Annotated in this window: 14 protein-coding genes; 6 read left to right on the forward strand and 8 right to left on the reverse strand. The window is 68.2% G+C overall.

Translation table 11 applies throughout. The features are described 5' to 3' along the window. Positions 1-29: 29 nt before the first annotated feature. The gene (locus DW298_RS19510) at positions 30-704 is read right to left on the reverse strand and encodes a DUF4190 domain-containing protein (protein ID WP_136042052.1); all 675 of its coding nucleotides are present in this window, start codon (positions 702-704) and stop codon (positions 30-32) included. Between the two features lie 165 nt (positions 705-869). Here DW298_RS19510 and DW298_RS08685 point away from each other — a divergent pair, with 165 nt between their 5' ends. Next, positions 870-1580, forward strand: coding sequence for a beta-ketoacyl-ACP reductase (locus DW298_RS08685; RefSeq protein ID WP_029261772.1), 711 nt, complete (start codon positions 870-872; stop codon positions 1578-1580). A gap of 15 nt (positions 1581-1595) precedes the next feature. Here DW298_RS08685 and DW298_RS08690 read toward each other — a convergent pair whose 3' ends face one another. Genes DW298_RS08690 through glgC form a run of 3 tightly spaced genes read right to left on the reverse strand, consistent with a single transcriptional unit; the run spans position 1596 to position 4263 of the window. Continuing rightward, positions 1596-2291 carry an alpha/beta fold hydrolase gene (locus DW298_RS08690; RefSeq protein ID WP_136042053.1) on the reverse strand — a complete coding sequence of 232 codons (696 nt, stop codon included), beginning with the start codon at positions 2289-2291 and terminating at the stop codon, positions 1596-1598. Between the two features lie 45 nt (positions 2292-2336). Then, the gene (serB, locus tag DW298_RS08695) at positions 2337-2972 is read right to left on the reverse strand and encodes a phosphoserine phosphatase SerB (protein WP_136042054.1); all 636 of its coding nucleotides are present in this window, start codon (positions 2970-2972) and stop codon (positions 2337-2339) included. A 49-nt stretch (positions 2973-3021) separates the two neighbouring features. Then, positions 3022-4263: a glucose-1-phosphate adenylyltransferase gene (glgC, locus tag DW298_RS08700; RefSeq protein WP_136042055.1), complete on the reverse strand. Its 1242-nt coding sequence runs from the start codon at positions 4261-4263 to the stop codon at positions 3022-3024. Between the two features lie 46 nt (positions 4264-4309). Here glgC and glgA point away from each other — a divergent pair, with 46 nt between their 5' ends. The 3 genes from glgA to DW298_RS08715 all read left to right on the forward strand — a co-directional run bounded on the left by glgA (position 4310) and on the right by DW298_RS08715 (position 6645). After that, positions 4310-5494: a glycogen synthase gene (gene glgA, locus DW298_RS08705; protein ID WP_136042056.1), complete on the forward strand. Its 1185-nt coding sequence runs from the start codon at positions 4310-4312 to the stop codon at positions 5492-5494. 17 nt (positions 5495-5511) lie between these two features. Beyond that, a complete protein-coding gene (locus DW298_RS08710; RefSeq protein WP_136042057.1) occupies positions 5512-6297 on the forward strand; it encodes an ABC transporter ATP-binding protein in 786 nt (261 codons plus the stop codon). A 90-nt stretch (positions 6298-6387) separates the two neighbouring features. After that, positions 6388-6645: a type B 50S ribosomal protein L31 gene (locus DW298_RS08715; protein WP_028501712.1), complete on the forward strand. Its 258-nt coding sequence runs from the start codon at positions 6388-6390 to the stop codon at positions 6643-6645. A 77-nt stretch (positions 6646-6722) separates the two neighbouring features. On the opposite strand, the gene DW298_RS08720 is transcribed toward DW298_RS08715, so the two are convergent. The 3 genes from DW298_RS08720 to DW298_RS08730 are packed head-to-tail and all read right to left on the reverse strand — an operon-like array spanning position 6723 to position 10313. Next, on the reverse strand, positions 6723-7004 hold the full coding sequence (locus DW298_RS08720; RefSeq protein WP_136042058.1) for a hypothetical protein: 282 nt from the start codon (positions 7002-7004) through the stop codon (positions 6723-6725). A gap of 55 nt (positions 7005-7059) precedes the next feature. Then, positions 7060-8313 carry an alpha/beta fold hydrolase gene (locus tag DW298_RS08725; protein ID WP_136042059.1) on the reverse strand — a complete coding sequence of 418 codons (1254 nt, stop codon included), beginning with the start codon at positions 8311-8313 and terminating at the stop codon, positions 7060-7062. Continuing rightward, complete coding sequence (locus DW298_RS08730) at positions 8310-10313, reverse strand: DUF262 domain-containing protein (protein ID WP_136042060.1); 2004 nt, start codon at positions 10311-10313, stop codon at positions 8310-8312. The genes DW298_RS08725 and DW298_RS08730 overlap by 4 nt, the downstream gene beginning before the upstream one ends. A gap of 176 nt (positions 10314-10489) precedes the next feature. On the opposite strand from DW298_RS08730, the gene DW298_RS08735 reads away from it, so the two are divergent. Both DW298_RS08735 and DW298_RS08740 read left to right on the forward strand, forming a co-directional pair. Beyond that, positions 10490-11263, forward strand: a complete 774-nt coding sequence (locus DW298_RS08735) for a hypothetical protein (RefSeq protein ID WP_136042061.1) — start codon at positions 10490-10492, stop codon at positions 11261-11263. Between the two features lie 172 nt (positions 11264-11435). Then, positions 11436-11939 (forward strand): DUF3145 domain-containing protein, encoded by a 504-nt coding sequence (locus tag DW298_RS08740; RefSeq protein ID WP_136042062.1) that lies wholly within the window; start codon positions 11436-11438, stop codon positions 11937-11939. A gap of 151 nt (positions 11940-12090) precedes the next feature. Here DW298_RS08740 and DW298_RS08745 read toward each other — a convergent pair whose 3' ends face one another. Continuing rightward, positions 12091-13494: a PLP-dependent aminotransferase family protein gene (locus DW298_RS08745; protein ID WP_136042063.1), complete on the reverse strand. Its 1404-nt coding sequence runs from the start codon at positions 13492-13494 to the stop codon at positions 12091-12093. Positions 13495-13516: the final 22 nt, after the last annotated feature.

Consider the following 13516-nt stretch of genomic DNA (forward strand, 5'->3'; position numbering starts at 1 on the left):
GCAGCCCTCCCGGCGTGCCGTTCGGTGACTCAGCTCGAGAACAGGAACGGCAGGCTGAAGACCCCGACGAACAGGAAGCTGATGATGGTGCTGACGATCGTGAACGCGCCGATCGCGACCACCGCGTAGCCGAGGATGAGCCCGGCGATGGCGAGTCCTCGTCCTCCGATCCCCGGCTGACGCTTGATCTGCCCGAGAGCCATGTGGCCCGTGATGACGGCGGCGATCGATGCCAGCACCGGGATGATGGCCCAGATCAGGACGACCCCGGCGATGCCGCAGATGAGCGAGGCGACCGCCAGCGGGCTGGTGGGACGAGAGGCGGCGGCGGGAGACCCCGCGCTCGGGTAGGCGCCGTAACCGGGCTGCACAGGCGGCGGGGCATAGCCGGGCTGAGTGGGCGCCGCCCCGTAGCCGGGCTGTGCGGAGGGCGGAGCGTAGCCGGGCTGCGAAGAGGCCGGGGCGTATCCGGGCTGTGCGGGTGGGGGAGCGTATCCCGGCTGGGGCGCCGCGGCCGGGGCGCCGGATGCCGGATATCCCGGAGGTGCGTAGGTCGGCGCGGCTCCCGGGTGGCTCTGCGTCGGCTGTGGGGCGGGCCGCACTGGGTCGGCGGGAAGTGCCGGAGTGGCCGCGGGCGCGGCGGGTGCGGGCGGCGGTGTCAACGGCGGCTCGCCACCGGGAGAGGGGATGCGGTTGTCGCTCACGATGAAGCCTTTCGTCTCGATCAGGGTTCCAGCAGCGTTCCCGTCTGTCAAACGCCACGACGCGGCCGACCCGGGCGCCCGGGAGCAGTCGGCGGCGGCATGGTCGATAGGATCGATGACGGCCCGGGACCGCGGGCCGACCGGCCAGATCAGGAGTGTCCCCCCATGAGTGCTGAGCGCGTCGTCCTCGTCACCGGCGGCAATCGCGGCATCGGCCGCGCCATCGCGGAGCGCTTCGTGCGCGACGGCTACCGCGTCGCCGTCACGGCCCGCAGCGGCGAAGGCCCGGAGGGGACTCTCACCGTCCGTGCCGACGTGACTGATGCCGCAGCTCTCGACGCGGCGTTCACCGAGGTGGAGCAGCAGCTCGGTCCGGTCGAGATCGTCGTCGCGAACGCCGGCATCACCAAGGACACGCTGCTCCTGCGCATGAGCGAAGACGATTTCGACAGCGTCGTCGCAACGAACCTCGGCGGTACCTTCCGCGTCGTCAAGCGTGCATCGAAGGGCATGCTCCGCGCACGTTTCGGTCGCATCATCCTGATCTCGAGCGTCGTCGGACTGTACGGTTCCGCGGGGCAGGTCAACTACTCCGCTTCGAAGAGCGCGCTCGTCGGCTTCGCACGTTCGATCACCCGCGAGCTCGGCGCGCGGGGGATCACAGCCAACGTCGTCGCCCCGGGGTTCATCGAGACCGACATGACGGCGGAACTCCCGGAAGAGACGCAGAAGCAGTACAAGGCGAACATCCCGGCCGGACGGTTCGCCACCCCCGACGAGGTCGCGGGGGTCGTGACCTGGCTCGCGGGCGACGATGCCGGCTACATCTCCGGTGCGGTCATCCCCGTGGACGGCGGCCTCGGGATGGGGCACTGACCCCACCCTGCGCCGTCAGCGGGTGATCGCCCCGATCAGCAGTTCGGCGAGACGATCGGGAACGGTGAACTGCGGCCAGTGGGCGGAGCTGATCCGGACGACCTCGGCGTCTTCGATCGCGCGATACTCCTCGGCGAACGGTCCCCATTGGTCGATCATGCCCTCGAAGGTCGCCTGGTCGAGGTCCCCCATGAGCAGTGTCACCGGCACCCGGTAGCGCGCGGGGTCGGTGAGGGAGATGCCGTCGGTCGGCACTCGTGCGGGGACGCTGGATGTGAGCGGCGCCGTGCGCGCACGAGTGTCCTCATCGAGGTCGTGCACGTCTTCGTCCTCGAAGAAATCCCAGCCGGGAAAGGGAACGACCCCGTCGACGATCGGGAACTCGCTGATCCCGTTTCCGGGCGGGGGAGGGACGGTGTCGACGAAGATGACGCGGCTCACGCGGTCGGGGCGCGCATCGGCGACACCCCATGCGACGTTGCCGCCTCCGCTGTGGCCGACGACCACGACATCGCCGTCGACCTCGTCGACCGCGGCGACGGCGGCGTCGACCCAGTCGGCGATGCCGATGTCGGAGGTGACAGCCTCAGGCTCACCGAGCCCCGGCATGGTGAGAGCGTGCACGCGGTGCCCCGCCCGTTCGAGGGCGGGGATCACGTCGTCCCAGCTCGAGGCGTCGAGCCAGAGTCCGGGGATGAGGATGATGTCCATGTGCCGACGCTAGCGGCGGGGGCGGACATCCACCAGAGGCCCGGACTACGGCAGGAGTGCGATGACCTCGGACAGGTCCTGCGGTCCGATGACGAGACTCGCGGCCTCGCGGACGGCGGGCTTGGCGTTGAAGGCCAGACCGAGTCCGGCGACCGCCATCATCTGCAGGTCGTTCGCCCCGTCGCCGATCGCGATCGTCGCGTGCGGGGGCACGCCGAGTTCCGCCGCCCATTCCTGGAGCGAAGTGGCCTTGGCCGCCCCGTCGACGATGCCGCCGTCGACGCGACCGGTGAGTTCCCCGTCGGCGATCTCGAGACGGTTGGCGCGCCATCGGTCGACGCCCAGCCCCGGCGCGACGTCGTCGAGGATCTCGTGGAAGCCCCCGGATACGACTCCGACGACGCCGCCGCGGTCGTGGACGGCCGCGGTGAGCTCGTGCACTCCGGGCGTCGGTTCGATCCGTGCACGCACCCGCTCGAACGCGGCGACCGGTACGCCCTGGAGGGCGGCGACGCGGGAGCGGAGGCTCGCGGCGAAGTCGACCTCGCCGCGCATCGCCGCCTCGGTGGCCGCCTGCACCTCCGCGCGGCGACCTGCCTCATCGGCGAGCAGCTCGATCACCTCGTTGCGGATCAGGGTGGAATCGGCATCGAGGACGACGAGGAAGCGCGCGGCGGTCACCCGTCGAGCCTATCGATCACCGGGCGGTCCGACGCGCCGCGTGACGCCGTCAGCGCTCGATGAAGACGCCCTTGCCGACGACCGTGATGCCGGACTCCGTCACGGTGAAACCCCGTGCGAGGTCCCGCTCGCGGTCGACGCCCACCGTGGCCCCGTCGGCCAGCACCACGTTCTTGTCGAGGATCGCCCGGTGGATGCGCGCACCCTGCCCCACGTGGACGTGGTCGAAGACGACGGAGTCCGTGATTGTCGAACCGCCGCCGGCGAGCGTCCAGGGGCCGACCACGCTGCGCTCCAGGTGGGTGCCGGACAGCACCGACCCGAGCGAGACGATCGAGTCGATCGCGTTGCCGATGCGGCCGACCGAGTCGCGCACGAACTTCGCGGGCGGGGAATTGACCGCCTGCGAGTGGATCGGCCACTCCATGTTGTAGAGATTGAACACGGGCAGAGTCGAGATCAGGTCGCGGTGCGCGTCGAAGAACGAGTCGATGGTCCCCACATCTCGCCAGTACGAGCGATCGCGCGGCGAAGACCCGGGGACGTCGTTCTGCTTCATGTCGTAGTAGCCGGCCTCGCCGCGGTCGACGAAGTACGGGACGATGTCGCCGCCCATGTCGTGCCCGGATGTCGGCGACTCGCCGTCGGCCTCGACGGCGGCGATGAGCGCGTCGGCGTCGAAGATGTAGTTGCCCATCGAGGCCAGCACCTCGTGCGGGGAGTCCTCGAGGCCGGCGATGTCGGTCGGCTTCTCCAGGAACTGCTTGATGCGCCCGGATTCGGCGTCGGCGTCGATCACCCCGAACTGCGAAGCCAGCGCGAGGGGCTGACGGATGCCGGCGACCGTCGCCTTCGCACCGGATTCGATGTGCGCCTCGAGCATCTGCCGGAAGTCCATGCGGTACACGTGGTCGGCGCCGATGACCACGACGATGTCGGGCTTCTCGTCGTTGATCAGGTTCATGCTCTGCAGGATCGCATCGGCGGATCCGGAGAACCATCGCTTGCCGAGTCTCTGCTGCGCGGGGACCGAGGTCACGTACGAGTCGAGGAGTGCCGACATGCGCCATGTCTGCGAGATGTGCCGGTCGAGGCTGTGCGACTTGTACTGCGTCAGCACGACGATCTGCCGGAGCCCGGAGTTGATGAGGTTGGAGATCGCGAAGTCGATCAATCGGTACTGTCCGCCGAAGGGCACTGCGGGTTTCGCGCGATCCGCCGTGAGCGGCATGAGGCGCTTGCCCTCGCCGCCGGCGAGGATGATCCCGAAGACCTTCTTTGGAGCGGACATGGCTCCACCATAGATGCGTTCGCGGCCGCTGTACTAGCGTTCAGACATGCGAGTCGAAATGATCACGAAGGAGTACCCGCCCGAGGTCTACGGCGGTGCCGGAGTGCATGTCGCGGAACTCGTCGCCGCGCTTCGAGAGCACGTCGACGTGCGGGTGCGCGCGTTCGGCGCGACGCGCGACGAGCCCGATACCTTCGCCTATCGCACGCCCGCGGAGCTCGCCGGAGCGAACCCGGCGCTGCAGACTCTGGGCACGGATCTCGAGATCGTTTCCGCCATCGCCGACGCCGACCTCGTGCACAGTCACACCTGGTACGCCAACTTCGCCGGTCACCTCGCCTCGCAGCTGCACGGCATCCCGCATGTGCTCACGGCACACAGCCTGGAGCCGCTCCGTCCGTGGAAGGCCGAGCAGCTGGGCGGCGGGTACGCGATCTCCAGCGGCATCGAGCGCCTCGCGTACGAGAACGCCGCCGCTGTGATCGCGGTGAGCGCCGGCATGCGCGCCGACATCCTCCGCAGCTACCCCCAGGTCGATCCTGCGAAGGTCCGCGTGATCCACAACGGCATCGACGTCGAGCGCTGGCGTCCGGTGCAGGACGCGGCCTTCCTCCAGTCGATCGGGATGGACCCCGCGCGACCGTCGGTGGTGTTCGTCGGTCGGATCACGCGGCAGAAGGGGCTGCCGTATCTGCTGCAGGCCGCCCGACTCCTTCCGCCCGAGGTGCAGCTGGTGCTGTGTGCCGGGGCCCCGGACACCCCGGAGATCATGGCCGAGGTGCAGGAGGGAGTGCGGCTGCTGCAGGAGACGCGGGACGGCGTGATCTGGGTCGAGCGGATGCTGCCGCGCGATGAGCTGTCGGCGATCCTCACCGCCGCGACCACGTTCGTGTGCCCCTCCGTCTATGAACCGCTCGGCATCGTGAACCTCGAGGCGATGGCGTGCGGTGCGGCGGTCGTCGGCACCGCGACCGGGGGCATCCCCGAGGTCGTTTCCGACGGTGTCACGGGTCGGCTCGTGCCGATCGAACAGCTGCAGGACGGCACCGGTACGCCGGTGGATCCGGAGCGCTACGTGGCGGATCTGGCTGCCGTGCTCACCGAGGTGGCCATGGATCCTGAGCGGGCGCGGGCCTACGGCGAAGCCGGACGCGAGCGCGCACGGGACGACTTCAGCTGGTCCGCCATCGCGGAGACGACGCGCGCGCTCTACGCGGAGCTCACCGCCTGAGCCGATAGGCTGGAACCATGCCGAGCGCTCTGGAATTCACCGACGTCGTCGTGCGCCGTGAAGGACGCAACATCATCGATCACGTGACCTGGGAGGTCGACGACGATCAGCGATGGGTGATCCTCGGACCGAACGGGGCGGGCAAGACCACGCTCCTGCAGCTGGCCGACACGCTCATGCACCCGACCTCCGGTACCGTCACCGTGCTGGGGGAGACCCTGGGTCGTACCGACGTGTTCGAGGTGCGCCCGCGCATCGGCTTCGCGTCGTCCGCGATGGCCAAGCGCGTTCCCCGTGACGAGACGGTGCTCAACACCGTGCTCACCGCGGCGTACTCGGTGCTCGGTCGCTGGAACGAGAACTATGAGGACATCGACGAGCGCCGCGCGCTCCGCGTCCTCGCGGACTGGCGCCTCGACCACCTGGCGGACCGCACGTTCGGCACGCTGAGTGACGGCGAGCAGAAGCGCGTGCAGATCGCGCGCGCCGTGATGACCGACCCGGAACTCCTGCTGCTCGACGAGCCGACCGCCTCGCTCGATCTCGGGTCGCGTGAAGAGCTGCTGGCGCTGCTCAGCGGGTACGCGTCCTCGCCGACGACGCCTGCGATGCTGATGGTGACGCACCACGTCGAGGAGATCCCGGTGGGCTTCACGCACGTGATGCTGATTCGCGACGGCGCGATCGTCGCGGCCGGACCGATCGCCCAAACGCTCACGGCCGAGGCGCTCACCGACACGTTCGGCATGCCGATCGTGCTCAGCAGTGAAGACGGCCGCTACGCCGCCCGCGCAGCATCCTGATCCAGGTCTGATAGAATCGACCCTTGGTGCTTCCGCACCGCAGACTTCCCTCGTCCCTGGCACAATCCAGGGCAGCAACTAAGGAATCCCATGAAGACTGACATTCACCCCGAGTACAAGGCTGTCGTGTTCCGCGACCTCGGCTCGGGCGAGACGTTCCTCACCCGTTCGACCGTGACCGGCGACAAGACCATCGAGCTGGACGGCGTGGAGTACCCCGTCATCGATGTCGAGATCTCGTCCGCGTCGCACCCGTTCTACACGGGCAAGCAGCGCATCATGGACTCGGCCGGCCGCGTCGAGAAGTTCAACCAGCGCTTCAAGGGCTTCGGCGGCTCGTCCAAGTAACGACTGCCACGAAGAAGGCCCCATGCTCCTCGGAGCGTGGGGCCTTCTTCGTTCGTCTGGCGCTTCGGCTGGTGGTCTCAGACGTCGATGACGATGCGGCCGGCGTCGATGCGGCTCGGCGGGTCACCGGGCGAGGGCGCCGGCGCCGTCCGCTGCGTCTGCCGGTCGCGCTCGAGCGCGGCCTCATATGCTGACGGCATCCAGATCGCATCGAAGGAGCCGCCGAACCCGCCGCCTGCGCCGTCGTACTTCTCTTCTACGGGCTTCCGGGAGAACGTGTGCGCGATGCCGAAGGCGACGAGACCCGGCCCTGCGATGAGGACGATCGCCACATAGGTCCAGCCGAACACCTCGTTCATGACGATAGCGTAAGCCAGATTCAGCGAGAGTCCATCCCCCTCAGGGTGGACATGCTCAGCGGATGCGGCGGCCCTGTGCGAGGTCGATGAGGCGCGACAGCACCGGCCCCGAGCGCAGCCCGTTATGCTCGTGCTCGCTGGTCACCCAGAGCTTCACGTCGGGGAGCAGGCGTGCCGTCTCGAGGGAGAACTCCATCGGCACGTACACGTCGTCGACGTAGACGGCGGCGGCGCCTGTCGCCCCGGACGCGGCGATCGCCTCCGCGTCGTAGATGCTCGGCCATTCGTGCTCCGCGAGCGCGAGGGTGACGTCGCGCCACGGCTGGAACGCGGGGACCGTCTCGGTCCACTCGCGCCGGATGTGCTCACCGGTGAAGAGCGTCGGGTCGTCGCGGAAGTCGGAGGGCTCCGTGCGCTCGGCCGACCATCGCGTGGCGTGGCCGTCGGCATAGCTGGACTCGTGGAACGCGAAGTACAGCGGATTGCGGCCGTCGAAGGGCATCGCGTGCATCAGGTCGTACCGGAAGGCATTGGAGGCGGGATCGCGCTCGAGCAGTGACCAGACGGTCTGCCAGCCGTCGTTCGTGCCGAGGGCCGAGCCCATCGACCGCAACCGCGATCGGGACACGACCTCGCCGTCGGGGAGCACGATGTCGCCGGCATCCACCAGGTCGACGAGCCGTCGCATGGCGTCGCGGTGCTCCGGGAATCGACGGTAGTACCGCTCGGACGCCGTGCGCATCTTCTCGTAGCAGAGCGCATACACATCATCGGGGTGTCGCCCGATCGCGCTGAGGCCTCCCGTGATGAAGACGTCCTGCAACGAGGACGCGTCCGTCGAGAGGTAGGCCAGCGTCGTGAAACCGCCGAAGGACTGCCCGAGCACGCTCCAGGTGGCAGCACCCAGGTGTTCGCGGATCGCCTCGCAGTCACGCACGATCGAGTCGGCGCGGAGATGGGTCAGGTGCTCGGCCACGGCCTCGGCGCCGCGGGCGAGATCGTGATCGCCGACCGGGGTCGATTGCCCCGTGCCGCGCTGATCGAGGAGCACCAGGCGGTAGTGGGCGAGGGCTTCATCCAGCCAGGCCGGCGATGTCGAAGAGTGGAACGGGCGGGGAGCCTCGTGCCCCGGTCCGCCCTGCAGGAAGACCAGATAGGGGAGGGCCTCACCGCCTTCGCGGGCGACCACGCGCGCGAAGATGTCGATGGTGCGGGAGTCGGCGGCGTCGTCCCAGACGAGCGGGACGGTGAGCGTGTGCTCTTCGACGGTGAGATCCAGCAGCTGGCGGACGACGGTGGTCATGGTCACATCACATTCCCGATGTAGGAGTATTTGACGAAGACCTCCGAGGCGATGCCCGACTCCTCGAGCACCCCCTGCACGGCGGTCATCATGTAGTTGGAGTCCCAGCCCATGTAGAGGAAGTGGGATTCGTCGAGCTCGTCCCACTGGCCCTTCCAGGCCATGTCCTGGTAGATCGGTCCGCCGTGGGCGGCGCAGTAGGCGAGTGCAGCGGCCCTCGTGTCGGTCCATGCGCGCCGGAACACCCGGTTGAAGAGATACTTCACGTCGGGCACCTCCCACCGCTCACCGCGGTACTCGACGTAGTCGAACTCGCGTTCCCAGCCGGTGGGCCAGCCGCGCCGGCGCACGGCATCCAGGATCGGGGTCAGACCGTCGTCGTCGATCTCCGGCAGCGCGGGACGCGCCCAGATGCGGATCAGGTCGGACGTGAGCGCGACCGTGCGTTGCGTGATCGCGGCCGTGTTCCACGCGGCGACCTCGGACAGCTCGCGGGTCGCGGGCACCGCGCTGCGGGCGTATGCCTCTGCGCGCTTGACCGGGAACGAGGCGCCGAAAACGCGCTCGGTGAGTGGCTGCTCGAGCAGGGTCAGGTTGCCGAGAGTCGGGGCGAGCGCCCGGTGGCTGTTCTGCTCGTCCTCGGCGTAGTCGCTCCAGGGGCGCTCTCCATCGCCCGACCAGGCGTCGCCGGGGACGGTGGGCACGATGTGCTCGACGTCGAACCCGTCTACGTCGTCGACGCCCTCCAGGCGGCCGAGCACGTACGCGGGGTGGGGGAGTTCGCTGTACTTCAGCACGGCGCTCACGCGCTCGTCGGAGGGGGTGATGCGGGCGAAGGCGCGCGCGAGCGAATCACGACCCTCGCGTCGTGCCCGGCAGAGTCGGGCGATGAGCCGTTCGGCAGGAAGGTTGACCAGCGCGCGGCGGAGGTACAGGGCCTGGATCCACTCCAGCGTCTCGATGAGCTCGACGCGATCGATCACTCCCCGGGCGTGGTCGCTGTAGACGCTCATCACGAGGGGGTACGACGAGCGCCCGAAGGTGTTGACGTGTCGCAGCTGTCGCGCGATCTCGGGATCCTTCTCCCGCGAGGGATCGAGGAGGATGCCGTACACCTCGGCGTAGTGGCGCCACTCGGCCGCATCCGCCTGCAGGTGGGCGACGTCGACGCGGGGGAACGACTGCCGGAACGCGCTGTACACGCCGTGCTCGCCGTTCGCGGCCACCTCCCGGCCCGTGACGAGCACGAGATAGTGCCGCCAGAAAGCGCCGATGGCCTCACCGGTGTGGTGCTCGATCGGCACCCAGAAGCGGGCTTCGACATCGACCTGCTCCGCGTGGCTGAGCCCCATCAGGATGTAGTTGTGGATGAGTTCGTGGTCGCGCAGCGGCTCACCCGTCGAGTTCAGGCTCTCGAAGATCTGCTGGGCGTTCGCCTGGGCTCCGAGAGTGATCGACACGTGCTCGAGCTTCTGCAGCCCGCGCCAGATGAGCGGGACCTCATCCACGTGGATCTGGCTGCGGAAGAAGGCGTAGTTGTCGTCGAAGCGGGACTCGCGATCGGCGTCGTCCCGACGGTCGAGCACGACGGACTCGTACAGGTCGGCCCACGCATCGTGCGGACGCAGCTTGGTGCGGCCGGGTGAGTCGGCGCGGACGAGAACCCGTTCCAGCGCAGCTGCGAGGGCGGCATCGGTGTCGCGGACCGAGTGGTGCAGCGCGGCGACCAGCAGCATCAGCGTGGTGATGCGCTGCTGGCCGTCGATGAGGATCAGGTCGGAATCGGCCGATGTGCCGTCTTCGGCGGAGAGGATCGAGCCGATGAAGTGGCGGTGTGCGTCGTCCTCCCGCGCGACGGCGCGGATGTCGGAGAGGAGGCGTTCGCACCCGCCGATGTCCCAGCGGTACTGCCGCTGGTAGACGGGGACGACGATGGTGGTGGTACCCGCCGCGAGCCACTCGATCGTGTTGACTGCCGTCGCCTCGACGTTGGTCGCGGTGCTCATTCTGGTGTCTCGTCCTCCCATAGCGACGGGTGCCGAGGACTCGCCGGGCGCCCCGATCAGTCTATTCGGTTATCCACGGCCGACCTCCGAAGGGCTCGCGGGCTTCGCTGTTAGGCTTGCCTAATCAGGGCCTGTTAAAACGTGCTGGCCCCCGATGAAAGGAACATGACTCGATCATGGGTTACATCAAGTCCGCTGCCCTCGAGGAAAAGGGATTCGTCGTCCTCGACAGCTACAACCAGGAGCTCGACCCCAAGGAATGGCTCGACATCGAGTACAACGACTGGAAGTCGTCGGGTGACACCCGCTTCGCGCCGCTCGCCAGCGCTTTCGGCGACATCGAGTGCAATGGGTTCTGGAACCACAAGCCGCCGCGCACCGACAAGGACGGCGTCTGGATCGACTCGCAGATCGAGAAGGCTCCGAACCTGACGCGTCGCGCACAGGAGCCCGGCGCCAACGTCGGCCGGTGTCGCGTGATCGAGCTGCAGCCGACCCCGTACGGCGAATGCCTCTACAACCTCCACCAGGACGACAACAACCGTCTGAACCCCGACGGCACCGGCTGGGTGGTCCGCGGCTTCTTCAACCTCACGGACGACAAGGACAGCTACTTCGTCCTGCGCGAGAACCGCACCGACCCGAGCATCGAGTACCGCATCGCCCTTCCGGCCGGCGCGCAGCTCATCGTCGACACGCAGCGTCTGTGGCACGCCGCCACGCACAACGGCACCGAGCCGCGCTACTGCCTCATCACGTCGTGGACCTCGGGCCCCGAGCTCGACGCGTACATCGAGAAGTACCACGGCACCGACGACGTCCCCAACTACGAGGTCGACCAGGAGACGCTCGAGTTCGGCTACGCCGAGCAGGCGCGCAAGGATGCTGCTCGCGCGGCCTACTACGCGGCGAAGGGCCAGCAGGTCAAGCAGGCCATGAGCGAGGCCTGATCCTCCTCTGATCACATCGAAGGCCCCGGTCCCCGTGACCGGGGCCTTCGTCGTGGAATCACATGCTTGTGATTTCCGTCGAACTCCGCGAGAATGGGCCCACAACCGCATATTCTCGCCACTTCGTGGTTCAGGTCGTTGGGGAAGACGCACCTGATGAAACGGAGAGATCATGGCGACGGCTTACGCACGCGGAGTGGTGTTCATCCACTCTGCGCCTCGCGCGCTCTGCCCGCACCTCGAATGGGCGGTGGGTCGCGCTATCGGGCGTGCGGTGAATTTCGACTGGACCGAGCAGCCCGTCCTCGAAGGTGCCCGGCGCGCCGAGTTCTACTGGGACGGCCCCGTCGGCACCGGTGCTGCTCTCGCGACCTCCATCCGCGGGTGGGAGCACTTGCGGTTCGAAGTGACCGAAGACCCCACGCCGCGCAGTGATGGCGGGCGCTGGCTGCACACGCCCGACCTCGGCATCCACTACGCGCAGACGGATGCCGCAGGCAACATCGTCATCGGCGAGGACCGGATCCGCTACGCGATGGAGATCGCCGCGGGGAGTGCGATCGAGTTGCAGCGCGAGCTCGACATCGCGCTGGGATCGGCCTGGGACGAGGAGCTGGAGCCGTTCCGTCATGCCAGCGACGACGCCAGGGTCGTCTGGCTGCACAAGGTCGGCTAGCCGACACCACAGACCGGGAGCGGGGGAGGCGTGAGTATCGGATGCCGGTGAATCATCCCGGACGCTGAGAAGACGTATCCCCGCTTCGCACGACGAGGACCCCGCCCCGGAAACGAGGCGGGGTCCTCGTCGTGCGGAGGTGGGCCGCCGGTCAGATGACCGCGGTGTGCTGCAACTCGTCGGTGTGGGACCGCGCGCCTCCGCGCACATCGTCCCAGGCCAGTGCCAGTCGTTGCATGGCCTCGGCTGTCCGCTCCGGCGGGAGGGTGATGGGGATGCGCAGGCGACGTTCGAGTACTCCTCCGGTGGTGAAGCGGGGGCCCGGGGGCAGGATGACACCGCGCTCACGCGCCGCGAGCGACAGTGAGGTCGAGAGTGGCGCGCCGATGTCGATCCATGCCGAGAGGCCGCCCGGGGTCGGCGGCATCCGGAAACCGGGAATTCCGGAAACGCCGCGCTCCACCGCGTCGCGTCCGGCGAGCAACCTGCGGCGGACATGAGACGTCAGTGCCGGCATGTCGTCGAGCAGTTCCACGGCGATGCACTGCTCCAGCAGGGCGGTACCCAGTTCGAAGGAGGGGCGCACGGCGAGCAGTCGAGCGATCACCGAGCGTTCCGCGCGGATCCAGCCGATACGCATCCCGCCCCAGGCGATCTTCGACATCGATCCGACAGTGATGACGTTCGGCCCGCTCGCGGCCATCGGCGCGGGTGTCCATCCGCGATCGATGTCGAGTTCTGCAGTCGTCTCGTCGACGATGAGGTGGGTGCCGACGTTCCGAGCCGTCGTGACGATCCGCGAGCGCTCATCGTCGGGCAGCGTCGCGCCGGTGGGGTTGTGGAAGTCGGGGATGAGGTATGCGATGTGCGGACGCGACCCGAGGAGTGTCTCGTTCAGATGGCGGGTGTCCCAGCCGTCGACGTCGACGGGCGTGGGCACCAAACGGTAGCCGTGCCGATGCAGCGCTTCGAGCGCGTGCGGGAACGTCGGCTGCTCGACCAGCGCTCGCTCGCCTCGACGTCCGATGGCCGTCAGGATCAGGTTCACCGCGTTGAGTGCCCCCGAGGTGATGATGATCTCGTCCGCGGAGGTCGGGGCTCCGCGATCGCGGAAGCGCTGCGCGACGGCCTCTCGCAGTTCGGGGAGGCCTCGCAACGAGTAGCCGCTGGTGCCGCGCAGGGCAGCGAGGCGGGGAAGGGAACGTACCGTTGCGTCATACAGTCCGGGGGTCGAATCCATCGAGGCGATCGAGAGGTCGATGGCGTCGTCATCGGGCTCCGTGCTCCCCGCATCCTGACCGTGGGGGAGCATCACCCGGGTGCTTCCTCCATGTAGGCGGGAGACATACCCATCGGTCTCGAGCAGTCCGTAGGCGCGAGTGATGGTCGAACGCGAGCGCCGCAGTTCGAGCGCGAGGGCTCGTTCACTCGGCAGACGCTCGCCGACCGTGAGACGACCGTCGAGGATCAGTGCCCTGATGCGATCAGCCAGCGTCATCGCCGTCGCTCCTGCGACATTGTTCGCCCCGAGCTGCTCGACGAGTCGTGATCCCATGCCTCCATCCTGGCGCAAAGTG

The organism is Microbacterium sp. A20, from assembly GCF_004794515.1.
GTDB lineage: Bacteria > Actinomycetota > Actinomycetes > Actinomycetales > Microbacteriaceae > Microbacterium.

Excerpts from the sequence above, each read along its gene's own strand:
- DW298_RS08730 (WP_136042060.1), bottom strand. The coding sequence starts at position 10,313 with ATGAGCACCGCGACCAACGTCGAGGCGACGGCAGTCAACACGATCGAG.
- DW298_RS08720 (WP_136042058.1), bottom strand. The coding sequence starts at position 7,004 with ATGAACGAGGTGTTCGGCTGGACCTATGTGGCGATCGTCCTCATCGCA.
- glgA (WP_136042056.1), top strand. The coding sequence starts at position 4,310 with ATGCGAGTCGAAATGATCACGAAGGAGTACCCGCCCGAGGTCTACGGC.
- DW298_RS08685 (WP_029261772.1), top strand. The coding sequence starts at position 870 with ATGAGTGCTGAGCGCGTCGTCCTCGTCACCGGCGGCAATCGCGGCATC.
- glgC (WP_136042055.1), bottom strand. The coding sequence starts at position 4,263 with ATGTCCGCTCCAAAGAAGGTCTTCGGGATCATCCTCGCCGGCGGCGAG.
- DW298_RS08735 (WP_136042061.1), top strand. The coding sequence starts at position 10,490 with ATGGGTTACATCAAGTCCGCTGCCCTCGAGGAAAAGGGATTCGTCGTC.
- DW298_RS08740 (WP_136042062.1), top strand. The coding sequence starts at position 11,436 with ATGGCGACGGCTTACGCACGCGGAGTGGTGTTCATCCACTCTGCGCCT.
- DW298_RS08745 (WP_136042063.1), bottom strand. The coding sequence starts at position 13,494 with ATGGGATCACGACTCGTCGAGCAGCTCGGGGCGAACAATGTCGCAGGA.
- DW298_RS08715 (WP_028501712.1), top strand. The coding sequence starts at position 6,388 with ATGAAGACTGACATTCACCCCGAGTACAAGGCTGTCGTGTTCCGCGAC.
- DW298_RS08690 (WP_136042053.1), bottom strand. The coding sequence starts at position 2,291 with ATGGACATCATCCTCATCCCCGGACTCTGGCTCGACGCCTCGAGCTGG.
- DW298_RS08710 (WP_136042057.1), top strand. The coding sequence starts at position 5,512 with ATGCCGAGCGCTCTGGAATTCACCGACGTCGTCGTGCGCCGTGAAGGA.